The sequence below is a fragment of the Lysobacter sp. K5869 genome, assembly GCF_018847975.1.
Lineage (GTDB): Bacteria > Pseudomonadota > Gammaproteobacteria > Xanthomonadales > Xanthomonadaceae > Lysobacter.
On the sequence record NZ_CP072597.1, the window covers coordinates 2,188,714 to 2,211,182 of the forward strand.

A 22,469-nucleotide genomic window follows, 5' to 3' on the forward strand; every position below is an offset into this window, starting at 1 on the left:
TGCTTGGGGGGCGCGATGGTGGGGTTGTCGCGCCTCAAGGGGCGCGCGGTGCGGCGCTTCTGTTGGTCATGTGGCTGATCGCCCTGCTCACCGCCTTGATCGGTGCCTTCGCCCTGAGCGCGCGCACCGAAAACCTGCAAGGCCGGGTGCAGGTGCGCGGGCTGGTCGCGCAGAACGCCGCGCGCGCCGGGGTCGAGTACGCGCTGACCCGGGTGGCGATGAGCGACCAGAAACTGCAGTGGCTGCCCGACGGGCGCCCGAACCGCTGGCGCTACGGCGAGGCGCAGATGGAGATCAAGATCGTCGACGAGAACGGCAAGGTCGACCTCAACCAAGGCGACATGCAATTGCTGACCGGGCTGCTGCAAAGCGCCGGCAAGCTCGAGCAATCCGAAGCGGCGAGACTGGCCGGCGCGATCATCGATTGGCGCGACGCCGACACGCTGACTCAGCCGGCCGGCGGTGCCGAAGACGCCGATTACTCCGCGGCGGGGCGCCCTTACGGCGCCAAGGATGCGGAATTCGAAAGCGTCGCCGAGCTCGAGCAGGTGCTCGGCTTCACCCCGGAGCTGTATGCGCGGATCGAGCCCCTGGTCACGGTTTACAGCGGCCGCACGCGGCCCGAGCAAGCCTTCGCGGCCAAGGAAGTGCTCGATGCTATGGGGTTGAACGGCGCCGACTTGGTACGTCAACGAGAAAGAAACCAGCCGGGGTCACAATTGCAAGGTGCCGGAGCCGACGGCGTCGGCGGCGGTCTCGTCGGAGAACGCAGCGGCACCTATAGTATCGAGAGCCGCGCACGGCTGACGGACGGCCGTGAATCGGTGTTGCGTGTGGTCGTGCGGGCGGGAGGGGGAGCGATGCCGGGAATGCCTTATACCCCGCTGCGTTGGGAGGAGGGAGCTTCATCACGATGAACTCGCAAGTAGCCGAAGGCCGGTTGGCCGCCAACCGGTTGCGCAGTCTGAGCGCGCGCCTCGCGCCGGGCGCGGGCGGCTTTTTTTCCTGGTGGGGCCGGACCTTGGCCTCGTGGTTGCCGCTGCGCACGCGGCAGGCGCTGGGCGTGGACCGCGGCCGCCTGCTGTTGCAGGTCGACGGCGAGCGCATCCATCTGCGCCTGCAGCAAGCCGATCAGGTCCAGGAACTGGCCGCGCTGCCGCTGTTGTCCGATTTCGACGGCGCCGCCGACCCGCTGGCGCCGCTGCTGCCGCCGCGCGTGGGCGAATTGCCGCGCTGGCTGCTGCTGACGCCGACCGCGAGCCTGCGCCGCCGCCTGACCCTGCCGGCCGCCGCCGCCGACCGCCTGCGCGACGTGGTCGGTTTCGAGATCGACCGCCAGACCCCGTTCACCGCCGACGCGGTCGCCTTCGACGCGCGCGTGCTGTCGCGCCGCGACGGCGACGGCCAGATCGACGCCGAACTGGTCGCGGTGCCGCGCCAGTCGCTGGACCCGCAGCTGCAGGCCATCGGCCCGCTCGCCGCGACCCTGGCCGGCATCGAAGTGGCCGGCGCCGACGGCGCGCCGCTGGGCGTCAACCTGCTGCCGCCGGCGCAGCGGCGCACCCGCAGCGATCCGTTCCGCTACTGGAATCTGGCCCTGGCCGCGGTCGCGCTGCTGGCCCTGGCCGCGGCGATGTGGCAGGTGCTCGACAACCGCCGCGCCGCGATCAAAGACCTGCAGCAGACCATCGCCCGCAACGCCAACGCCGCGCGTCAGGCCGCGACCCAGCGCCAGGAACTGGTCGACCTGATCGAAGGTCAAGCCTTCCTCGACCGCACCCGCGCCGCGCGCCCGAGCACCGTGCAGATCATCGACGAACTGAGCCGGCGCATGCCCGACAGCACTTACCTGGAAAAGCTGGCGATCGAGGACGAGAGCCTGCTGATGATCGGCCTGAGCCGCGAGGCTTCGTCGCTGATCGGCAAGCTGCAGGGCACGCCGCTGTGGCGCTCGCCGGCGCTGACCGGCGCGGTCCAGCCGGACCCGGCCACCGGCCGCGACCGCTTCACCCTGACCGCCGAAATCGGCCCGCCCAAGGCGCAGAACGCGGAGGGCGCGCGTGGCCCTTAACGTGACCGGCAACCGCCTGCGCCAACTCGGCGCCGACCGCGAACGCTGGCTGGCCCTGGGCCTGCTGCTGGCCGCGCTGGGCATCGCCTACGCGGTGCTGATCCACCCGTGGTGGACGGTGCCGATGATGCAGGCCGACGACACCTTGCACGGCCTGCAGGAACGTGAGCTGCGCCAGCGCATGGAACTGCAGCAGGCGCCGCAGGTGCGCAACCTGCTGCAGCGGGTGCGCAAGCAGCAGTCCAGCCGCCCCGGCTTCCTGCTCGAAAACACCGCCGAGCTCGCCACCGCCGGCTTGGTCCAGCGCCTGGAAACCGTGGTGCTGCAGGCCAGCCCCGGCAACCGCAGCTGCGGCATCGTCAACCGTTCGCCGCTGGCCGAACCGCGCCGCGGCGACCGCTACGCGCGCGTGGTCGTGCAGGTGCGCCTGCGCTGCGGCGCGCCGGAGACCGCGGCGGTGCTGCATTCGCTGGAAAGCGGCTCGCCGCGCCTGTTCGTCGGCAACCTCAACCTGCTGTCCACGCGCGGCTATTTCGTGCCCGGCAGCGCCGGCCCGGCCAACGACGGCGGCCTGGACGTGAGCTTCGATCTGTACGGCTATCTGCGTCCCAATCCGGCCGCCGCCGCCGCGGCCAACCCGCGCGGCAACAACGCCAACGCCGGCGGAGGTGCCGATGCGCCTTGACGACGCCAGCCCGCGCACCTGGTTGCTGGCCACCGCGGCCGGCTGGGCGCTGCTGACCTGGGTCTTGGCCCTGGCCGGCATGGGCCGCCACATCGACGCCTTGCCGCCGGATCCGACCCTGGTCAAGCCGCTGCCGCAGGCGCGCAAGAGCCCGCCCGACGCGCTCGGCCCGCTGACCCAATACGGCGAGATCGCCGCGCGGCCGTTGTTCGTCGACGACCGCCGGCCCAAGCCGTTCTTCATGCAGGGCAAGGGCGAGGGCGAGAACCAGCAGGCCGCGTTCGACTACCTGCTGACCAGCGTGCTGATCACGCCGAAACTGTCGATGGCGATCCTGCAGCCGGCCGACGGCAGCGAATCGGTGCCGGTCAAGCTCGGCGAGGTGCCCGAATCGCATCCGTCCTGGCGCCTGACCTCGATCGAACCGCGCCGCGCGGTGTTCGAGGGGCCGGACGGCCGCCGCGAGCTCGACCTGCGCGTGTTCAACGGTCAGGGTGGACAGCCGCCGACCGCGGTGACCGCGCCGGGCGCGGTGCCGCCGGCGGGCCGGCCGATTCCGCAGCCGCAGCCCCAGCCGCAATCGCCGATGAGGCAGGTGCCGCCGGCGCAGGCGAACGTACCGCCGCCTCCGCCGCCGGCGGCGACGGCGCAGAGCACCGACTCGGCCGCGCCGTTGACCGAGCAAGCCCAAATGGAAGCCATCCGTAAGCGCATCGAAGCGCGACGCGCGCAACTGCGGCAGCAGCAAGCCGCCCAACCCCCGGCCAACTCGCCGTAAGTGGACGCAGAGTGGAACGCATGAAGCAACGAACCAAGCAATTCGCTACCCACGCCCTGGCGGCCGCGATCATCGCCACCCAGCTGGCCTCGTGCGCCAGCGTGGTGTCTCCGAAGGTCAAGCGCGACGGCGATCCGCGCGCCATGAAGGGCTCGGGCGAGGAGCAGGCCGGCGTGCGCATCGTGCGCAACGGGGTCGAGCAAGAGCCGTTGCCGGCCAAGACCGACGAGGAAGGCCCCAAGGCGCAGATCCGCCGCGGCACCGGTCAGGTCATCAACCGCAGCGCCGCGTCCAAGCCGCCGCCGGGCCTGCCCGGGACCACCGGCACCGCCTCGTTCAACTTCGAGGGCGAATCGCTGCACGCGGTGGTCAAGGCCATCCTCGGCGAGATGCTCGGCCAGAACTACGTGATCGCGCCGGGCGTGCAGGGCACGGTGACGCTGGCCACGCCCAAGCAGGTCAACGCTTCCGAAGCGATGAACCTGCTGGAGATGGTGCTGAGCTGGAACAATGCGCGGCTGATCTACAGCGGCGGCCGCTACAACATCGTGCCGGCCGATCAGGCGCTGCCGGGCAACGTGTCGGCGCGCACCGGCAGCGCGGAGAACGCGCGCGGCTTCGAGGTGCGCACGGTGCCGCTGAAGTACGTCTCGGCCACCGAGATGGAGAAGATCCTCAAGCCGTACGCGCGCCCGAACGCGATCGTCAACGTCGACAACGCGCGCAACGTCATCACCGTCGGCGGCACCCGCTCCGAGCTCGAGAACTACCTGCGCACGATCGAGGTGTTCGACGTCGACTGGCTGTCGGGCATGTCGGTGGGCGTGTTCCCGCTGCAGTCGGGCAAGGCCAGCAAGGTCGTGGCCGATCTGGAGAAAGTGTTCGGCGAACAGGGCAAGTCGCCGGTGTCGGGCATGTTCCGCTTCATGCCGATCGAGGGCGCCAACGCGGTGATGGTGATCACCCCGCAGGCCGAGTACCTGGACGACATCAAGGACTGGCTCGACCGCATCGACAGCGCCGGCGACGGCGTGCAGCTGTACACGCAGGAACTCAAGTACATCAAGGCCAAGGATCTGGCCGATCGCTTGGCGGAAGTGTTCGGCGCCGGCCGCAGCGGCGGCGGTGGCGGCGGCGAAGGCTCGCCCTCGCTGATGCCGGGCCTGGAATCGACCGAGCTGCGCGACAACGGCAGCGGCACCTCCAGCGCCGACATCGGCAAGAGCGGCAGCGACAGCAGCGGCCTGGGCTCGTCCGGCAGCAGCGGCGGCGGCCTCGGCAACGGCGCCTCGCTCGGCCAGCGCCAGGCCGGCAACGGCGCGGTGACGCTGGAAGTCGACGGCGCCAAGGTCGGCGTGGCCGCGGTCGAAGAGACCAATTCGATCCTGGTGCGCGCCACGCCGCAGGCGTGGAAGTCGATCCGCAACGTGATCGACAAGCTCGACGTGATGCCGATGCAGGTGCACATCGAGGCGCAGGTGGCCGAGGTCGAACTCACCGGCGACCTGTCCTACGGCGTGAACTGGTTCCTCGAGCAGGCGGCGACCGACAACGGCTTCCCCAACCTCAACCGCCGGACCAATCCGGATGTGCCGCTGAAGTGGAGCACGATCGCCGCCAGCATCGGCGGCAAGTCCGGAGACGGCCTGTCGTGGAGCCTGGTCAAGAACGGCGCGGCCGCGGTGCTCAGCGCGCTGGACAAGGTCACCGACGTGCATCTGCTGCAGACGCCCTCGGTGTTCGTGCGCAACAACGCCGAAGCCTCGCTCAACGTCGGCACGCGCATTCCGATCGAATCGGTGTCGGTCAACACCGGCGTCGGCAACAACAACACCTATAGCCAGGTGCAGTACCTCGATACCGGCGTGATCCTCAAGGTGCGGCCGCGGGTCAGCCGCGACGGCATGGTGTTCATGGACATCGTGCAGGAAGTCAGCTCGGTCGGCGCGCCGCTCAACAACAACAGCACCAACGTCACCATCAACAACCGCAAGCTCAAGACCGAGGCGGCGGTGCAGAGCGGCGAGACCGTGCTGCTGGCCGGCCTGATCAACGACGAGACCCGCCGCACCGGCGCCGGCCTGCCGGGCCTGAGCCGGATCCCGGTGTTGGGCGGCTTGTTCGGCAAGCAGGGCTCGGCCACGACCCGGCGCGAGACCATCATCCTGTTGACCCCGACCTTGGTGCGCAGCCCGCAGGAATCGCGCAACCTCACCGACGAGTACAGCCGCCGCTTCCGCGCGATGGAACCGTTGAACCCGAAGAAAAAGAAGTAAGCCGCACCGCCGCGCGGCGGCGCACGCGAGCGCACGGGGCCGGCTTGCCGGCCCCGTTGTTTTTGCGCGGCGCCCGGTCGCGTTCTGCGCGGTTTTTCATAGGGTCGGCGCGAGCCGCGACCGCGCAGCTTCAAGCCGCACCGTGGCCTCGATGCCGTCGCGGGCATCGCTATGCCGTGCGGCTTGCGCCGCGTTGGCATTGGCGCGATCGCGGCGTGCGCCGCTCCTGCGGAAGCAGACCGACGGCATCGCGATCCGGCGCGAAGGCCAAGCCGGCGATGCCGCGGACGAGGCGCGCGCGCGCCGCTGACGCCGCCATCACCCGCAAGCGGCCGCGATCCCGCACACTATGGGCCGTCCCGCACCGACGCCCCGATGGCCGATCGCCGCACGCCCCCGCCGACGCAACGCCGCGCCGCCGCTTCCGCGGCGCGCGCCGTCCGCGTCGCGGTGCGCCGCGCCGGCGGCCGTGCATGGCGCGCGAACGCGGTCGCGGCCTGCGCCCGCGGCGGCCCGCGCGCGGAGCCTTCGCGATGACCGACCTGCCGATCGTGGTGGTCCCGGTCGGCGTCGACGACGACGCCCTCGACGCCTGCCTCGCCGCGCTCGACGCCTGCACCCCGCCCGGCGCGCGGGTGTGGCTGGCCGACGACGCCCAGACCGGCCCGCGCGGCTACGCCATCGTCGAACGCTGGCTGCAAAGCACCCGCCTGCGCGCCGATTACAGCCGGCGCCAGCGCCCGGTCGGCGAGGTCGCGCACCTGGACGAAATCCTCAAGGCCTGCGGCGACGCCGACGTCGCCGTGCTCGCCGCCGACGCGGTGCCGGCGCCGGGCTGGCTGACCCGCTTGCAGGCCGCCTTCGCCGCCGACGGCGCGATCGCCTCGGCGACGCCGTGGTGCAACGCCGGCGAAGCCGCGTCGTGGCCGCGCATCGGCGAGATCGACCCGGCCCCCGACGCCGGCGACGCCGAACGGCTGGCGCGCGCGCTGGCGCAGATGCCGGCCGCGCACCCGGAACTGCCGGCCGCGGTGAGCCACGCCGTGCTGCTGCGCGGCGCCGCGCGCCGCCGCGCCGGCGGCCTCGACGCCGAGAGTTACGGCTCCTGGTACGCCGCGCTCACCGACCTGTCGTTGCGCCTGTCCGGCCTGGGCTGGCGCAACGTGCTGTGCGATACCGCATTCGTCGCCCGCGCCGGGGAAGGCCGGCCGAGCGACGGCGACATGGACGCGCTGGCCGCGCGCTGGCCCGACTGGCATGCGCGCCTGGCCCATTTCCTCATGCAGGACCCGCTGCGCGACCTGCGCCAACGACTCGCCGACCGCCTGACCCAGGTCGGCCCACCGGACATGCAACGTGATCTCTTCCTCTGACCCCGCCGCGCGCGCCGTCTTCAAGGCCGTGGTGGTCAGCTACCGCAGCGCCGCGACCATCGACGAATGCCTGGAGCGCCTGCGCGCCTGCGACGGCGTCGGCGCGATCCGCGTGGTCGACAACCAATCCGACGACGGCACCCTCGACATCGTCCAGCGCCAGGCCTCGCTCGACCCGCGCCTGCGCTTCATCGCCAACCCCGACAACCCCGGCTTCTCGGTCGGCTGCAACCAAGGCGCGGCCGATCTGGAACCGGCGCCGGACGAGGACGACTGGCTCGCCTTCGTCAATCCCGATTGCATGGTCGAACCCGACACGCTGCGCCGCCTGCACGCGCTCGGCGCGCCGCTGGGCGATTGCCTGCTCAGCGCCGATCTGGTCAACGAACAAGGCGAGCGCGACGCCGCGGTGCGCCGGCGCGACCCGGATTTCGGCGCGATGCTCGCCGGCATCCTGCGCCCCTGGGCGGCGCCGAAGATGGCGGTGGCGCCGGACGACAGCCAGCCTCTGCAGGAAGTGCAGGCCACCTCCGGCGCGCTGATGCTGATGCCGCGCGAACTGTTCGCGCGCATCGGCGGTTTCGACGAAGGCTATCGCCTGCACGCCGAAGACCTCGACCTGTGCCGGCGCGTGCGCGAAGCCGGCGGCGTGGTCGCGGTCGCCAACGGCATCCGCGTGGTCCACGTGCGCGGCGTGTCGAGCCGCTCGCGGCCGTTCTTCGTCGAATGGAACAAGCACCGCGGGCTGTGGCGGTATTTCCGCAAGTTCGAAGCGCCGCGGCGCGGCGCGCTGGTGCGCGCGGGGGTGTTCGCGGCGATCTGGTTGCGGTTTCCGATCGCGGCCTTGCGCGCGGCGTTGCGCTGAGCCAGCGGTTTCGCGGCGCCGCGCCGCGGTTCGACGCTCTCGCGCGCCGCACGCGCGAAGGCCTCAGCTCGCGATCATCTTGACCGAGATCGCCAGCGCCACGCAGACCATCACCGCGCGGATCAGGCGGGTACCGCTGCGCACCACCAGGCGCGCGCCGATCGCGCCGCCGACGATCTGTCCGCACAGCATCGCCAGCCCCACCTCGAACACGATCGCGCCCTTGGCCAGGAAGAACAGCAGCGCGGCCAGGTTGCTGCAGAAGTTCAGCACCTTGGCCTGGGCGGTGGCGCGGATCATGTTGTAGCCCAGCAGCATCACCGCCGAAATCGCGAAGAAGGTGCCGGTGCCGGGGCCGAAGAAGCCGTCGTAGAAACCGATCGTCAGCGCCACGAAGACCGCGTAGGCGCCCTGCGAGATCCGGCCCTCGCGGTCCTCGCTGCCGACGCTGGGCGCGAACACGAAGTACAGGGCGAAACCGATCAGCAGCACCGGGATCAGATAGCTCAGGATCGAACTGTCGATCCGGGTCAGGGCGAAGCCGCCGAGCAGCGAGCCGGCGAAGGTGGCCGCCATCGCTGGACGGATGTCGGCGAGCCGCACCTGCTTGAGCCGGATGAAATGGACGCTGGCCGAAAACGAGCCCGCGACCGCGCCGAGCTTGTTGGTGGCGATCGCCGCGGCCGGCGGCATGCCGAACGCGAGCAGGGCCGGCAAGGTGATCAGCCCGCCGCCGCCGGCGATCGAATCGATGCAGCCGGCAAGGATGGAGATGAAGAACAAAGCCAACAGGATGTCGTACGAGAACTCCATCGCGCGCTCCGATATCGAGCGCGTATTCTCGCCGCAACGACGGGGCCGCTCAACGCATCGGGCCTGCGCGGCGCGCGCTTACAGCCACATCAGGTCGTGTCCGATCACCAACTCGCCCTTGAAGTGCGGCGCCACCGCCGCGCGCCACACCGCGTCGGTCAGCGAGGCATCGCCGCCGGGCACGAAGTGATTGAGCACCAATGTCTTCACCCCCGCCGCGGTCGCCACGCGCCCGACTTGCTCGGCGGTGGTGTGGCTGTCGAGCAAATGCTGGCGCAAGCGCGCCGCCTGCGGTTCGCTGGCGATCAGCTTCTCCAGCGCCGGCAGGTACATGACTTCGTGCACCAGCACATCGGCGCCGCGCACCAGTTCGATCAAGGCCTCGCTCGGCCGCGTGTCGCCGGAGAACACCACCGAGCGGTCGGCGGTGTCGAAGCGATAGGCGAAGGCCGGGCGCAGCGGCGGATGCTCGACCACGGCGGCGCGCACGCGCGCGCGTTCGTCGCGCATCACCTCGCCGCCGGCGCGCAGCTCGTGAGCGCGGATCAGCGTGGCCGGATCGGGCCGGCCTTCGTCGGCGATGCGGGTGCGGATGTCGACGTCGTTCATGCGCAGGAACTGCCGGGTCATGCGCTTGAGCGGCGGTGGGCCCCAGGTATCGACCGGCGTGCGCAGGTCCGCGGCCCAAGCGAGCAGCAACACGTTGCCGTAGTCGGCGTTGTGGTCGGAATGATGATGGGTGACGAATACGCCGCGCAGCGCGCCCGGGCGCAGTCCCGCCAGCGCCAGTTGCCGGGCCACGCCGTTGCCGCAATCCACCAGATAGACCGCGTCGCCGACCACCACCGCGCTGGCCGGCGCCGCGCGCAGCGCCTTGGGCGTGGGGCCGCCGGCGGTGCCGAGCAGGACGATGCGGGTGCGTGCGGACGCCGCCGCGGCGAGGCCGGGCAGGGCGGCGGCGCCGAGCGCGGCCAGCGAGGCGGCCAGCACCCGGCGGCGGGCGGGAGAAGCGGGAGCGGCGGGCGATTCCATGCGCTTAGCCTAACCGGGCAGCGACCGTGATCGCGCTCGCGGCGTGCGGTACAGCGTGAGGCGGGCCATCACGAGGGCGTTCGTATAGTCGGCCGGGACGGGCGGGGGGCCCGGCCACGGAGGGATCGGCGATGGCGTTGTCGTTGTTGAACCGATTGTTCGGCCAGCGCGCGGCGGAGCCGGCGCTCGGCGCGCTGACCCACCCGCTCGACCTGCACGCCTTCACCGAGCGCTACGCGCAAGCCCTGCGCGCGACCTGGCCGCAAGCGCAGCTGCGCATCGGCCACGGCGCGCAACTGGCCGACACCCGCATCGATTGGTCGCTGCCGGACGGTTTCGCCGACACCCGCTATGTCGGCCACAGCTATCGCCGCTACCTCGACGCGCCCGGCGCGCTGGAACAAGTGCTGGCCGAACAAGTCGCGGCCGCGCGCGAATCGCAGCGGCGCCACGCGCGCGGCGCCGAGGCCGCGCTCGACGAAGCGATCCTGCCGGTGCTGAAAACCCGCGGCTGGCACGAGGTGGCGCGGCAGCAAGCGCGCGCCATCGGCGGCGGCGCGCGCGTGGCGTTCGTGATCGAACCCTTGGTCGGCGATCTGGTGCTGACCTTCGTGGAGGACCGGCCCGATTCGATGGATTACCTCTCGCCCGCCGAAGCCGAACGCCGCGGACTCGACCGCGAGACCTTGCGCGAATGCGCGCTGCGCAACTTGCAGCGGTTCTTGCCGGAGCTGGACGTGCAGGGCGAAAACGGCCTGTACGCCGCGCGCCTGGACCGCAACTACGACGCCAGCATGGCGCTGTTGTTCGAGCACTGGCGCGCGCGCGTGCCGGTGCGCGGCGAAGCGGTGTTCGCGCTGGCCGCGCGCGACGAGCTGATCGTGTGCGACAGCCAGGATCGCCACGGCCTGAGCGCGTTGCGGGCGATGGCGCAGGAGATTTCGCGCGACTCGGCCTACGGCTTGTCGGCGCAGTTGTTCGTGCATCGCGGCGGCGCGTTGCGGGTGTTCGAGGGCTGAACGGCCGGGTCGTCGCGGCGCGTTCGTGGTGCGCTGCGATACGGGGGTATAGTCGGGCCGCCCCTATGACCACAAGGAACCGGTCGTGTCTTTCTTCAGCAAGCTGTTCGGCCGCAAACCGGCCGCCCCCGCCGCTTCGTCCTCCGTGCTCGACCTCAAAGCCTTCGCCGAGCGTTTCGCCGGCGAACTGCGCGACGCGTTTCCCGACGCGCACATCCGCATCGTGCCCGGCGCGCAGAACGACGCGCGCATCGACGTATCGCTGCCCGGCGAAATCCAGGCGGGGTTGCAATTGGGCAACGCCTATCAGCGTTACCTGAGCGCGCCGCAAGAGCTCGACGCCGTGCTCGCCGACCAGATGGCCTCGGTGCGCGAGATGCAGCGACGGCTCGCGTCCGACGACGCCGACGCGGGCGTGGTGTTGCCGGTGATCAAGACCCGCGAATGGCACGAGGTGGCGATGCAGCAACTGCGCGCCGCGCAACCCGAGGCCGCGCAGGCGCCGTTCCTGATCGAACCGCTGGCGGGCGATTTGATCGTGACCTACGTGGTCGACACGCCCGCCTCGATGAGCTTCCTCTCGCCGCAAGAAGCCGAGGAGCGCGAGCTGCACGGCGAAGCGCTGCGCGGGCACGCCTTGGACAATCTCGCCAAGCTGCTGCCCGAGCTGGAACTCAAGGGTGGCGGCGGCCGCTACGCCGCGCGCCTGGATCGCAATTACGACGCTGGCATGGCGTTGCTGTTCGACCGTTGGCGCGAGCGCATCGAGGTGCGCGGCGAGCCGGTGTTCGCCATCGCCGCGCGCGACGAGCTGATGGTGTGCGGCAGCGAGGACGGTGAGAGTCTGGCCGAACTGCGCGGCATCGCGCAGGAGATTTCGCGCTCGTCGCCGTATGGTTTGTCGGCCGGGCTGTTCGTTTGGCGCGACGGCGGCTTGCGTGCGTTCGAGGGTTGAGGCGGCGGGGCTTCGAGCCCGGCTCGTTTCGGTGCGGTCGCCGCGGCCGATAACGGATGCGGCGAGCCGCTGAGCGGTCGCCAGACCCAACGACCGCGATACTTCCCTCCGTCATGCCCGCGAAGGCGGGCATCCAGGGCTTCATCGGGGCGGGACATTGAGGTCTCTGGGGCCCCGCCTTCGCGGGGGTGACGATTCGGGGGCGGGCCTCGCGGCGCCGCTCAATGCGCCGCGTCGACCAGCTCGCGTTCCAGGTCCGCCAATTCCTGCGCGGAGAAACGGTCGACGGCTTCCACGCTGGCGCCGTACGCCACGTCGAACTTGACGTTGAAGCGGCGGCCGCGCGCGCGGCACAGGAAGACTTCGGCCTCCGGGATCGCGATGCGCTCGACGAGGTCGATCCGGCCGCGTTCGCGCAGCGCGGCCACCGCGGCCGCGACTCGATCCAGGCCCAGTTCGTCCACGCGCACGCCGGCGATCAGCGGTAGCGGTTGATCTCGTCGCGCAGCGCGCGCGCGGCGTGGGCTGCGGCTTCGGCGTAATCCGCGCCGTTGGAGGCGTACAGGATCGCGCGCGAGCTGCTGACCATCAGGCCGGTGCCGTCGGCGCTCTTGGCGTTGCTCACCACCGCTTGCACGTCGCCGCCTTGCGCGCCGACGCCGGGCACCAGGAACGGTACGTCGCCGACGATGGCGCGCACTTCGCGAAGTTGTTCCGGCCAGGTCGCGCCGACCACCAGCGCGCAGTTGCCGTGGCCGTTCCACTCGCGCGCGACTTTCTCGGCGACGTGCTGGTACAGCGGGCGGCCGCCGATATCCAGATCCTGCAGATCGCCGGCGCCGGGATTGGAGGTGCGGCACAGGATCACCACGCCGCGGTCGGCGCGGTCGAGGAAGGGCTGAGCCGAGTCGCGGCCCATGTACGGGTTCACCGTCACCGCGTCGGCGCGGTAGCGGTCGAAGGCCTCGCCGACGTAATGCTGCGCGGTGCTGCCGATATCGCCGCGCTTGCTGTCGAGGATCACCGGCACGTCGGGGTGGTTCGCGTGGATGTGGGCGATCAGCCGGGTCAGCGCGTCTTCGGCGCGCAGCGCGGCGAAGTGGGCGATCTGCGGCTTGAACGCGCAGGCGTACTGCGCGGTGGCGTCGACGATGTCGCGGTTGAAGGCGAACACGGCATCGGCGTCGGCAGCGAATTTCGCCGGGAACTTGGCCGGTTCCGGGTCGAGACCCACGCAGACCAGGGTGTCGGCCTGTTGCCAGCGGCGGCGTAGTGCCTGCATGAAGCTCATGGGGAATTCCTTCGCGGTGCGGTGATGAGGTGGGGAGGCGCCGCCCCCGCCCCGTCGTTCCGGCGAAAGCCGGAATCCATTTTGATTTTGCTTTGCGTACTTCGATAGCGTTGAAAGCAGGAGCAAAATGGGTTCCGGCTTTCGCCGGAACGACGGCGGGAGTCGCGTTGCTGCGGTCGGTTTCGGCGGTGTCGCGTTACATCGGGCGGTTGCGGAAGCGTTGGGTTTTTCCCATCGCTCACGTCACCACGATCGGCTCGCCCGACGTCACCACCACCGTGTGCTCGAACTGCGCGGCGAAGCCGCGCCGGCAGCGCATCGCCCAGCCGTCGTCGCCTTCGTCGGTGTGGGTGCAGTGGGTCGCCAGGAACGGCTCGATGGTGATGACCATGCCTTCGTGCAAACGGCGGGTGTCGCGCGGATCGTAATAGCCGGGAATGTTGCCGGGCGCCTCGTGCAGGGCGCGGCCGACGCCGTGGCTGCCGAGGTTGCGGATCACCCGCAGCCCGTGGCGCGCGGCCACCGCCTCGACGGTGCGGCCGATGCTGTTGAGGAGGTTGCCCGCGCGCAGTTGCGCGATCGCGGCGTCGCGCGCTTCCAAGGTCGCGTCCAACAGCTTGCGCTGGGTCGCGTTGGGTCGCGCGCCGACCACGAAGCTGCCGCCGGTGTCGGCGAAATAGCCGTCCAGTTCGGCCGACACGTCGATGTTGACCAGATCGCCCTCGCGCAGCACCGTGCCGTCGGGAATGCCGTGCGCGGCGACTTCGTTGATGCTGATGCAGGTCGCGCCGGGGAAGTCGTAGGTCAGCTGCGGCGCCGAGCGCGCGCCGGCCTCGCGCAGCATCGCCGCGCCGATCGCGTCGAGGTCGCGCGAGACCGCGCCGGGCACGGCCGCCTCGCGCATCGTCGCCAGAACCGAGGCCACCAAGGTGCCGGCGCGGCGGAGTCCTTCGAGTTCGAATGCGTGCATCAGCGTCATGGCGGTACCTCAGTGGAGAGCATCGGGAGCGGTGGGAATACGGCAACGATCGGTCGCATGCGTGGGAGGGCCGTCGCGCAGCGGCCCGGCGACAGGCTGGCGAAGAAGGCCTGGCCGGACAGGCAGGCCGCGCGGCCTGCGCGGGAGCGTGCGTCGAGACCGCTCATGAAACCGTCCTGCGTGCGCCTTGCGGGGGAATGCGTTGCCGCAGTCCGATGGTGCGAGGTTACCCGGGATGGCGGCTGCGCGCGCGGGCGGTCGCGGACGCGCCCGGCTGAACCGGCGCGATTCCGCTTCACGACGGCCTTGCCTGCGCGTCCTGATGGAGGCCACGGCGCCGGCATTCGGTGCCGTGCCCCTCCCCGTGCGTCCGAGGATCCGATCATGACCCGACTCGATGGCTTTCCCACCGCGACCCAGGCCGTATCCAACTCCTGTTGGGCCTGCGCAGGACGCGAGATCGTCAACTGGTACATCGGCCAGGGCGAGGCCGGTTCTTACCAGGCCAGCCAGTTCGACAGCGACCAGAAGTTCGCGGATCAATACGCCACCGCGGCCAAGGACCCGGCCTACAAGGACATCGACGTCCAGCGTTCGGCCGCCGACGCTCTCGCCTATCTGGGCTTCGACAACAATACCGACAGCCGGCCCATCCCCGAGCCCGACGAGATCCGTGTAGAACTCAGGAGCAAGAAGCCGATGCTGGCCATCATCGGCAGCACGAATCCGGGGAAGAAGCCCAACCTGGACGCCAAGGAAGGCCATTGGCTGGTGATCGTCGGCATCAACGACGACGGCAGCCGGATCGAGGTCTTCGATCCCGCCCTGGGCAAAGTCGTCACCGTCGCCTACGGCGCCACCTACACATCGGGTTCGTATTGGCAGAACACGTCCTACGTGGATGCCCACGCGTGAACTCCGCTTGCAAGGCTGGGTGACGCGCCGGCGGAGGTCCTCTGCCGGGCGGCAGCGACGTCGATGTCCGTGACTGCGTCGATGCGACCCGCATCCGGGCAGCGTTGAAGCCGGCCGCGCCCGCCGTGCACACAGCGCAGCCGGCGGACGCGACTTACCGCCATCGATCGCGGATCGCCGCGCCGGATTGTTTCGGCGCGGCTCGCTTCATCGCTTGTTACTTGTTCCCGCTTACTTCAGCGCCTTGAACCGCAGACGATGCGGCTTGGCGCCTTCCTCGCCCAGGCGGCGCTTCTTGTCTTCCTCGTACTCGCGGTAGTTGCCTTGGAAGAACTCGACGTGCGAGTCGCCTTCGAAGGCCAGGATGTGGGTCGCGATGCGGTCGAGGAACCAGCGGTCGTGCGAGATCACGAAGGTGTTGCCCGGGAACTCGAGCAACGCGTCTTCCAGCGCGCGCAGGGTTTCCACGTCGAGGTCGTTGGACGGTTCGTCGAGCAGCAGCACGTTGCCGCCCTGCAGCAAGGTCTTGGCCAGATGCAGGCGGCCGCGTTCGCCGCCCGACAGGCTGCCGACCATCTTCTGCTGGTCCTGGCCCTTGAAGTTGAAGCGGCCGATGTAGGCGCGCGACTGGATCTCGATGCCGTTGATGTTGAGGATGTCCAGGCCGCCGGACACTTCGTGGAAGACGTTGTGGTTGCCTTCCAGCTTGTCGCGGCTCTGGTCGACGTAGGCGAGCTTGACGGTCGGGCCCATGTCGATCTCGCCCGAATCCGGCTTCTCCTGGCCGATGATCATGCGGAACAGGGTCGACTTGCCGGCGCCGTTCGGGCCGATGATGCCGACGATCGCGCCCGGCGGCACGACGAAGCTCAGGTTGTCGATCAGCAGGCGCTCGCCGAACTTCTTCGAGACGTTCTTGAACTCCATCACCTTGTTGCCCAGGCGCTCGCCCGGCGGGATGAAGATTTCGTTGGTCTCTTGGCGGCGCTGGTAATCCACCGCCTGCAGCTCTTCGATGCGGGCCAGACGCGCCTTGCCCTTGGAGCGGCCGCCCTTGGCGTTCTGCCGGGCCCACTCGAGTTCCTTCTGGATCGCCTTCTGGCGGGCCTTTTCCTGATTGTCTTCCTGCTTCAGGCGCTCGTCCTTCTGCACCAGCCAATCGGTGTAGTTGCCCTTCCACGGAATGCCGCGGCCGCGGTCGAGTTCGAGGATCCACTCGGCGGCGTTGTCGAGGAAGTAGCGATCGTGGGTGACCGCCACCACGGTGCCGGTGTAGCGGGCGAGGAACTGCTCGAGCCATTCGACCGATTCGGCGTCGAGGTGGTTGGTCGGTTCGTCGAGCAGCAGCATGTCGGGCTTCTGCAGCAGCAGGCGGCACAGCGCGACGCGGCGCTTCTCGCCGCCGGACAGCTTGCCGACGACGGCGTCCCACGGCGGCAGGCGCAGCGCGTCGGCGGCGACTTCGAGCTGGTTTTCCAGGGTGTGGGCGTCGCCGGCGGCGAGGACCGCCTCCAGGCGCTCTTGCTCCTTGGCCAGCGCGTCGAAGTCGGCGCCGTCCTCGGCGTAGGCGGCGTAGATCGCGTCGAGCGCGGCCTGGGCGTTGAGCACTTCGCCGACGCCTTCCTCGACCGCTTGGCGCACGGTCTTTTCCGGATCGATCTGCGGTTCCTGCGGCAGGTAGCCGACCTTGATGCCGCTGGCCGGACGCGCCTCGCCGGTGAAGTCGGTATCGACGCCGGCCATGATCTTGAGCACGGTCGACTTGCCCGCGCCGTTCAGGCCGAGCAGGCCGATCTTGGCGCCGGGGAAGAACGACAGCGAGATGTCCTTGATGATCTGACGCTTCGGCGGCACGGTCTTGCTGACGCCGTTCATGGTGTAGATGTATTGCATGCGGACTCCGAAGCAGAGGCGCGCCTGGCCGGACCCGGAAGGGCCGCGGGGCGGGGCGGGGGGCGTTGCGAACAGCCGATTATCCCGCAGCCGGGTGACGGGTTCCAGCGCGGGGGCTCGAAAAAAGGTGAATCCGAAGGCCGCGGGCCGCAGGGCGGGCGGTACCGGCGTCCGCGCGATCCGGCGGGTTTTCCGGCTCGCGAGCCGGCGCGAGTCGGAACGCGCGACCGCAGGGGGCGTGAAGGGGCGTCGCGATCGAGCCCCGGATGCCCGCCTTCGCGGGCATGACGATGGGCGGGTGTCGCGGCGCTTCTCGGCCGTCGGCGGGACGCGTCCCGCCGGCCGCGCGCCTTACAACCAAACGATCAGCGCGACGACCGCCGCCACCGAGGCGTACTTGAAGAAGTAGTACGTGCCCTTGCTGCGTTCCTTCAGCGCCTTGGACTTGAGCCGCAGGGCGTAGAAGTACTTGAAGATCTTGTTGATCGCGCCGGTCTTGTCGCCCTCGTTGTTGGGCGAGGCGCCGGCGGCGATCAGGCGCTTGGCGATGAAGCGGTTGAGCCCGCGCGCCCAGCCGAAGCGCATCGGCCGCTCGATGTCGCAGAACAGGATGATGCGGTTGTGCTGCGAGCCGTTCTGCGCCCAGTGGATGTAGGTCTCGTCGAACATGGTCCATTCGCCGTCGCGCCAGCTGTAGCGCTGGCCGTCCACGTCGATGAAACAGGCGTCGTCGTTCGGCGTCTCCAGGCCCAGGTGCAGGCGCAGGGAGCCGGCGTAGGGATCGCGGTGCGGGCGCAGTTCGCTGCCCGGCGGCAGTTCGGTGAACATCGCCGCCTTGACGCTGGGCACCTCGCGCAGCAGCTGGGTGGTGACCGGGCACAGCTCGGCGGCCGAGGGGTGGGCCTCGTCGTACCACTTCAGGTAGAAGCGCTTCCAGCCGCGGCGGAAGAACGAGTTGAAGCCGACGTCGTTGTACTGGTCGGCGGCCTTGATCTGCTGCATTTCGCGCAGGTGCAGAGCCTCGGCGCGGACTTCCTTCCAGCGCGCGCGCAGCGGCTCGAGCTCGGGGAAATGCTGCTCCGGGGTCAGGAACGGCGTGGTCGGCACCCGCGAGCAGGCGTACATCAGCACGTTGATGGGGGCCATGAACGTGGAGTGGTCCAGCAGCTGCCGGCCCAGGCGATGGCGGACCCGGCCGCGGAAATGCACGTAGACCGCGGCGGCCAGGAACAGGAAGACGAAGACCCATTTCACGGTCGGGGCATCCAGAACTAATTCGGGCCGGCCGGGCGGCGGCGGGCCGGGGAGGTGGGAGGGCGGGGCCATTGTCCGCCCCGGACGGGGGCGGCGGGAGCCGCGCTTTGGCGGTTGGCCGCCATACGCCCCTAGGCTAACATTTCAAGTCTTACGTCAAGCCGCCCGGGCCGATTCAGGCACCCGGGCCGCGCTGCGGAGATGGGCCGCCCGGCCCGAGATTTCAAGCCCGGGCGGGGCCGCCCGCGCGCTGTCCGGGCCCGTGGGCGGTCTGGCGCGAGTCCTCCCCTCCCGTCCGCTTACTTCTCCCCGAGGCCGCGAATGTTCCCCAGCACCACCCGTATTGCCGGATTCGACGACGAGCTCGCCCAAGCCATTGCCGACGAGGCCCGCCGCCAGGAAGACCATGTCGAGCTGATCGCCTCGGAGAACTACGCCAGCCCGCGCGTGCTGGAAGCCCAGGGCAGCGTGCTGACCAACAAGTACGCCGAAGGCTACCCGGGCAAGCGCTATTACGGCGGTTGCGAGTACGTCGACATCGCCGAGCAGCTGGCGATCGACCGGATCAAGCAGCTCTACGGCGCCGATTACGGCAACGTGCAGCCGCATTCGGGCTCGCAGGCCAATCAGGCGGTGTACTTCGCCCTACTCAACCCCGGCGACACCATCCTCGGCATGAGCCTGGCCCACGGCGGCCACCTCACCCACGGCGCCAAGGTCAACGCCTCGGGCAAGCTGTTCAACGCCGTGCAGTACGGCGTCAACGATCAGGGCCTGATCGATTACGACGAAGTCGAGCGTCTGGCCCTGGAGCACAAGCCGAAGATGGTCGTGGCCGGCTTCAGCGCGTATTCGCAGGTGGTGGATTGGGCGCGCTTCCGCGCCATCGCCGACAAGGTCGGCGCCTTCCTGTTCGTCGACATGGCCCACGTCGCCGGCCTGATCGCCGCCGGCGTCTACCCGAGCCCGGTCCCGCACGCGCACGTGGTCACCTCGACCACCCACAAGACCCTGCGCGGCCCGCGCGGCGGCATCATCGTCGCCAAGCGCTGGGACGGCGCGGTGGGCGAGGTCGATTTCGACGAAATGCAGAAGAAGCTGCAGAGCATCGTCTTCCCCGGCATCCAGGGCGGCCCGCTGATGCACGTGATCGCGGCCAAGGCGGTGGCGTTCAAGGAAGCGCTGCAGCCGGAGTTCAAGGACTATCAGGCGCAGGTGGTCAAGAACGCCCAGGCGATGGCCAAGACCATCATCGCGCGCGGCTACAAGATCGTCTCCGGCGGCACCGAAAACCACCTGATGCTGGTCGACATGATCGGCAAGGGCATCACCGGCAAGGACGCGGAAGCCGCGCTCGGCCGCGCCCACATCACGGTCAACAAGAACGCCGTGCCCAACGACCCGCAGAAGCCGTTCGTGACCTCGGGCCTGCGCATCGGCACCCCGGCCGTCACCACCCGCGGCTACAAGGAAGCCGATTGCGTGGCGCTGGCCGAGTGGATCTGCGACGTGTTGGATAATCCGAAGGACGAGAAGGTCATCGCCGGCGTGCGTGAGAACGTGACCAAGCAGTGCGCGCAGTTTCCGGTGTACGGCTGAGGCAGGGAACCGGGAAATAAGGGAATGAAGGGAATGGCGGCTTCGTGCCGCCGTCATTGTCGCCAAGGAGGGCGAGATGACTTTGGATTATCGCGGTTTGAAGGTTTGGCAGGAGGCGATGCGTTTGGCCGAGACGGTGTATCGGCTGTGCGAGGGATATCCTGCCGAAGAGCGCTATGGCTTGGTGGCGCAGTTGAAGAGGGCCGCGGTTTCGGTGCCCTCTTGCATTGCCGAAGGTAACGCGCGCGGCAGCGTGCGCGACTACCTGAGGTTTTTGTCGATGGCGAACGGGTCGCTGGCGGAGGTGCACACCCAATTGCTGCTTTCGATTCGACTGGGATTCCCAGACACCCAGGCCGCATCGCAAGCCCTCGACCATTTGCGCCGCGTTTCTTTTCTGTTGCAATCGCTCCGAAAGTCGCTGAAGGTCAAACTACAGCGTCCCAACCATTCCCCACTCCCTGTTCCCCATTCCCCGCTCTAAAAAATGCATTGCCCCTTCTGCCAGCACCACGACACCCGCGTGATCGACTCGCGCGTGTCCGACGACGGCGCCACGATCCGGCGCCGCCGCGTGTGCGAGGCCTGCGGCGAGCGTTTCAGCACGCTGGAAACCATCGAGCTGAAGCTGCCGGTCATCATCAAGGGCGACGGGCGCCGCGAGGCGTTCGACGCGCGCAAGCTGCGCGCCGGGTTCGACCGCGCGCTGCAGAAGCGGCCGGTGTCGGAAGAGCAGATCGAAGCGGCGGTGCGCGCGGTCGTGCACCAGCTGCGCATGACCGCCGAGCGCGAGCTGGCCTCGCGCCGGGTCGGCGAGTTCGTCATGGCCGAGTTGCGCAAGCTCGACCACGTCGGCTACGTGCGCTTCGCCTCGGTGTACCGTTCGTTCGAGGACGTGGCCGATTTCCGCGAGGAGCTCGACCGGCTCGAACGCGACGCGCCGGGCGACGGGCAGTTGCCGTTGCTGGGCGAGGATTCGGCGCCGGACCGCAAGCGCCGCTGAGCTCATCGGCATGGCCGCGCCCGCACGCTATCGCTACCTGCGCCCGCGTTTGCGCAACCACTACTTCTCGCTGTGGATCGCGTTCGCGGCGGTGTTGCCGGGGATCGCGGCGTACGCGTGGTTCCACTGGGCGCCGGGCCAGGACCCTCTGATCTGGCTGACGCTCGGCTGGGCGGCGTTTTCGTTGCTGCTCTGGCTAGGCTCGCGCCGCGCCGAAGCCCGGCATTGGCGCTTCTTCGACGGGCTGAGCTATTGGTTCGAGGGCGGTCGTCTGCACAGCGAAGGGCCGATCAACGGCGCGGTGGATCTGAGCCGGGTGCGCAAGGTGGACGTCTTCGTTTCGCGCGGCGTCGTCGACCGTCTGGCTATATGGTTGGACGAGGATGCGACGCCGATGCTGATCGTCGGCATCGACCGGCCGGAGGCGTTCGCGTCCGAACTGCGCCGCCACGCGCCCCGCGCGCGCTACGAAACCGTAAAGGACTGGGCATGAGCGACTTCACCGCCACCGACCACCTGCACATGGCCCGCGCCCTGCGCCTGGCCGAGAAGGGCGCCTACACCACCAAGCCGAACCCGATGGTCGGTTGCGTGATCGCGCACGGCGACGAGGTCGTCGGCGAAGGCTGGCACGAACGCGCCGGCGAGCCGCACGCGGAAATCCACGCATTGCGCAGCGCCGGCGAACGCGCGCGCGGCGCCACCGCCTACGTGACGCTGGAGCCGTGCGCGCACACCGGCCGCACCGGGCCGTGCAGCGATGCGTTGATCGCAGCCGGCGTGGCGCGCGTGGTCGCGGCGATGCGCGACCCGTTCCCGCAGGTCGACGGCGCCGGTTTCGCCAAGCTGCAGGCCGCGGGCATCGCGGTCAGCAGCGGCTTGATGGAGGCGCAGGCGCGCGCGCTCAACCGCGGCTTTCTGTCGCGAGTGGAACGCGGACGGCCGTGGCTGCGGGTGAAATTGGCGGCGAGCCTGGACGGGCGCAGCGCCATGGCCAGCGGCGAGTCGAAGTGGATCAGCGGCGAAGCCTCGCGCCAGGACGTGCAATTGTGGCGCGCGCGCGCCGGCGCCATCGTCACCGGCGCCGGCACGGTGCTGGCCGACGATCCCTCGCTGACCGTGCGCCTGGGCGACGACACGCCGTTCGTGGCGCCGCTGCGCGTGGTGCTCGACCCGGGTCTGGCGACGGTCGCGCGCGGCCGCGTGCGCGAGGGCGACGCGCCCACGCTGTACCTGCACGCGCCCGACGCCAAACCGCCGCGCGGCCTCGACGCGCAGGTCGCGGCGGTGCCGGTGCGCGAGGGCCGCATCGACCTGGAAGCCGTGCTCAAGCTGCTGGCCGAGCGCGGCGTCAACGAAATCCAACTCGAAGCCGGCGCGACCTTGGCCGGCGCGTTCCTGACCCAGGGCTTGGTCGACGAAGTGCTGCTGTACGTGGCCCCGGTACTGCTCGGCGAAACCGCGCGGCCGCTGTTCGACGGCCTCGGCATCGAGGCGATGAGCCGCAAGTTCCAGCTCGATCTGATCGACGTGCGCCGGCTCGGCGACGACACGCGCGTGCTGCTGCGGCCCAGGGGCTGAGAAGCGAGCGCAGAGAAGTGAGGAGCGAGCGAAAGCGCGAGCGGCGAAGAAGGCGCACACTGCTCCTGCTTTCGCTCGCTCCTCACT

22 protein-coding genes are annotated in these 22,469 nt (G+C 69.8%); 15 read left to right on the forward strand and 7 right to left on the reverse strand.

Annotated features, from left to right (window positions below; all coding sequences use genetic code 11):
* Nucleotides 1-68: 68 nt before the first annotated feature.
* From J5226_RS09420 to J5226_RS09450, 7 genes are all read left to right on the forward strand, one after another.
* On the forward strand, nucleotides 69-917 hold the full coding sequence (locus J5226_RS09420; RefSeq protein ID WP_215839661.1) for a type II secretion system protein GspK: 849 nt from the start codon (nucleotides 69-71) through the stop codon (nucleotides 915-917).
* The gene (locus tag J5226_RS09425; protein ID WP_215839662.1) at nucleotides 914-2,071 is read left to right on the forward strand and encodes a PilN domain-containing protein; all 1,158 of its coding nucleotides are present in this window, start codon (nucleotides 914-916) and stop codon (nucleotides 2,069-2,071) included. The genes J5226_RS09420 and J5226_RS09425 overlap by 4 nt, the downstream gene beginning before the upstream one ends.
* Nucleotides 2,061-2,756 carry a type II secretion system protein GspM gene (gspM, locus tag J5226_RS09430; RefSeq protein WP_255323039.1) on the forward strand — a complete coding sequence of 232 codons (696 nt, stop codon included), beginning with the start codon at nucleotides 2,061-2,063 and terminating at the stop codon, nucleotides 2,754-2,756. The genes J5226_RS09425 and gspM overlap by 11 nt, the downstream gene beginning before the upstream one ends.
* A complete protein-coding gene (locus J5226_RS09435) occupies nucleotides 2,746-3,534 on the forward strand; it encodes a general secretion pathway protein GspN (RefSeq protein ID WP_215839663.1) in 789 nt (262 codons plus the stop codon). The genes gspM and J5226_RS09435 overlap by 11 nt, the downstream gene beginning before the upstream one ends.
* Nucleotides 3,535-3,554: 20 nt before the next feature.
* A complete protein-coding gene (gene gspD, locus J5226_RS09440; RefSeq protein WP_215839664.1) occupies nucleotides 3,555-5,810 on the forward strand; it encodes a type II secretion system secretin GspD in 2,256 nt (751 codons plus the stop codon).
* A gap of 533 nt (nucleotides 5,811-6,343) precedes the next feature.
* The gene (locus tag J5226_RS09445; protein ID WP_215839665.1) at nucleotides 6,344-7,183 is read left to right on the forward strand and encodes a glycosyltransferase; all 840 of its coding nucleotides are present in this window, start codon (nucleotides 6,344-6,346) and stop codon (nucleotides 7,181-7,183) included.
* Nucleotides 7,167-8,048 (forward strand): glycosyltransferase family 2 protein, encoded by an 882-nt coding sequence (locus tag J5226_RS09450; protein WP_255323040.1) that lies wholly within the window; start codon nucleotides 7,167-7,169, stop codon nucleotides 8,046-8,048. The genes J5226_RS09445 and J5226_RS09450 overlap by 17 nt, the downstream gene beginning before the upstream one ends.
* Before the next feature lie 63 nt (nucleotides 8,049-8,111).
* Here J5226_RS09450 and J5226_RS09455 read toward each other — a convergent pair whose 3' ends face one another.
* Both J5226_RS09455 and J5226_RS09460 read right to left on the reverse strand, forming a co-directional pair.
* Nucleotides 8,112-8,861, reverse strand: a complete 750-nt coding sequence (locus J5226_RS09455) for a TSUP family transporter (protein WP_215839666.1) — start codon at nucleotides 8,859-8,861, stop codon at nucleotides 8,112-8,114.
* A gap of 78 nt (nucleotides 8,862-8,939) precedes the next feature.
* Complete coding sequence (locus J5226_RS09460) at nucleotides 8,940-9,893, reverse strand: MBL fold metallo-hydrolase (RefSeq protein ID WP_215839667.1); 954 nt, start codon at nucleotides 9,891-9,893, stop codon at nucleotides 8,940-8,942.
* 131 nt (nucleotides 9,894-10,024) lie between these two features.
* Here J5226_RS09460 and J5226_RS09465 point away from each other — a divergent pair, with 131 nt between their 5' ends.
* Entirely contained in the window at nucleotides 10,025-10,912 is an 888-nt protein-coding gene (locus tag J5226_RS09465; protein WP_215839668.1) for a hypothetical protein, read from the forward strand.
* Nucleotides 10,913-10,997: 85 nt separating this feature from the next.
* On the forward strand, nucleotides 10,998-11,867 hold the full coding sequence (locus J5226_RS09470; protein WP_215839669.1) for a hypothetical protein: 870 nt from the start codon (nucleotides 10,998-11,000) through the stop codon (nucleotides 11,865-11,867).
* A gap of 221 nt (nucleotides 11,868-12,088) precedes the next feature.
* Here the strand turns inward: J5226_RS09470 and J5226_RS09475 are convergent, their stop codons facing one another.
* The 3 genes from J5226_RS09475 to map all read right to left on the reverse strand — a co-directional run bounded on the left by J5226_RS09475 (nucleotide 12,089) and on the right by map (nucleotide 14,137).
* Nucleotides 12,089-12,337, reverse strand: a complete 249-nt coding sequence (locus J5226_RS09475) for a hypothetical protein (protein WP_215839670.1) — start codon at nucleotides 12,335-12,337, stop codon at nucleotides 12,089-12,091.
* An 8-nt stretch (nucleotides 12,338-12,345) separates the two neighbouring features.
* Nucleotides 12,346-13,158: an orotidine-5'-phosphate decarboxylase gene (pyrF, locus tag J5226_RS09480; RefSeq protein ID WP_215839671.1), complete on the reverse strand. Its 813-nt coding sequence runs from the start codon at nucleotides 13,156-13,158 to the stop codon at nucleotides 12,346-12,348.
* 238 nt (nucleotides 13,159-13,396) lie between these two features.
* Nucleotides 13,397-14,137, reverse strand: coding sequence for a type I methionyl aminopeptidase (gene map / locus J5226_RS09485; protein WP_215839672.1), 741 nt, complete (start codon nucleotides 14,135-14,137; stop codon nucleotides 13,397-13,399).
* A 384-nt stretch (nucleotides 14,138-14,521) separates the two neighbouring features.
* On the opposite strand from map, the gene J5226_RS09490 reads away from it, so the two are divergent.
* Nucleotides 14,522-15,052 (forward strand): papain-like cysteine protease family protein, encoded by a 531-nt coding sequence (locus tag J5226_RS09490; protein WP_215839673.1) that lies wholly within the window; start codon nucleotides 14,522-14,524, stop codon nucleotides 15,050-15,052.
* 231 nt (nucleotides 15,053-15,283) lie between these two features.
* Here J5226_RS09490 and ettA read toward each other — a convergent pair whose 3' ends face one another.
* Nucleotides 15,284-16,945 (reverse strand): energy-dependent translational throttle protein EttA, encoded by a 1,662-nt coding sequence (gene ettA / locus J5226_RS09495; protein ID WP_215839674.1) that lies wholly within the window; start codon nucleotides 16,943-16,945, stop codon nucleotides 15,284-15,286.
* A 351-nt stretch (nucleotides 16,946-17,296) separates the two neighbouring features.
* Nucleotides 17,297-18,199, reverse strand: a complete 903-nt coding sequence (gene lpxO, locus J5226_RS09500; RefSeq protein WP_345778201.1) for a lipid A hydroxylase LpxO — start codon at nucleotides 18,197-18,199, stop codon at nucleotides 17,297-17,299.
* A gap of 321 nt (nucleotides 18,200-18,520) precedes the next feature.
* Here lpxO and glyA point away from each other — a divergent pair, with 321 nt between their 5' ends.
* From glyA to ribD, 5 genes are all read left to right on the forward strand, one after another.
* Nucleotides 18,521-19,798: a serine hydroxymethyltransferase gene (gene glyA / locus J5226_RS09505; RefSeq protein WP_215839676.1), complete on the forward strand. Its 1,278-nt coding sequence runs from the start codon at nucleotides 18,521-18,523 to the stop codon at nucleotides 19,796-19,798.
* Nucleotides 19,799-19,874: 76 nt separating this feature from the next.
* Nucleotides 19,875-20,282 (forward strand): four helix bundle protein, encoded by a 408-nt coding sequence (locus tag J5226_RS09510; RefSeq protein WP_215839677.1) that lies wholly within the window; start codon nucleotides 19,875-19,877, stop codon nucleotides 20,280-20,282.
* Between the two features lie 3 nt (nucleotides 20,283-20,285).
* Complete coding sequence (gene nrdR / locus J5226_RS09515) at nucleotides 20,286-20,801, forward strand: transcriptional regulator NrdR (RefSeq protein ID WP_215839678.1); 516 nt, start codon at nucleotides 20,286-20,288, stop codon at nucleotides 20,799-20,801.
* Nucleotides 20,802-20,811: 10 nt separating this feature from the next.
* Complete coding sequence (locus tag J5226_RS09520) at nucleotides 20,812-21,294, forward strand: hypothetical protein (RefSeq protein ID WP_215839679.1); 483 nt, start codon at nucleotides 20,812-20,814, stop codon at nucleotides 21,292-21,294.
* Nucleotides 21,291-22,382: a bifunctional diaminohydroxyphosphoribosylaminopyrimidine deaminase/5-amino-6-(5-phosphoribosylamino)uracil reductase RibD gene (gene ribD, locus J5226_RS09525; RefSeq protein ID WP_215839680.1), complete on the forward strand. Its 1,092-nt coding sequence runs from the start codon at nucleotides 21,291-21,293 to the stop codon at nucleotides 22,380-22,382. Before J5226_RS09520 ends, ribD begins: the two co-directional genes overlap by 4 nt.
* The last annotated feature ends 87 nt before the right edge of the window (nucleotides 22,383-22,469 follow it).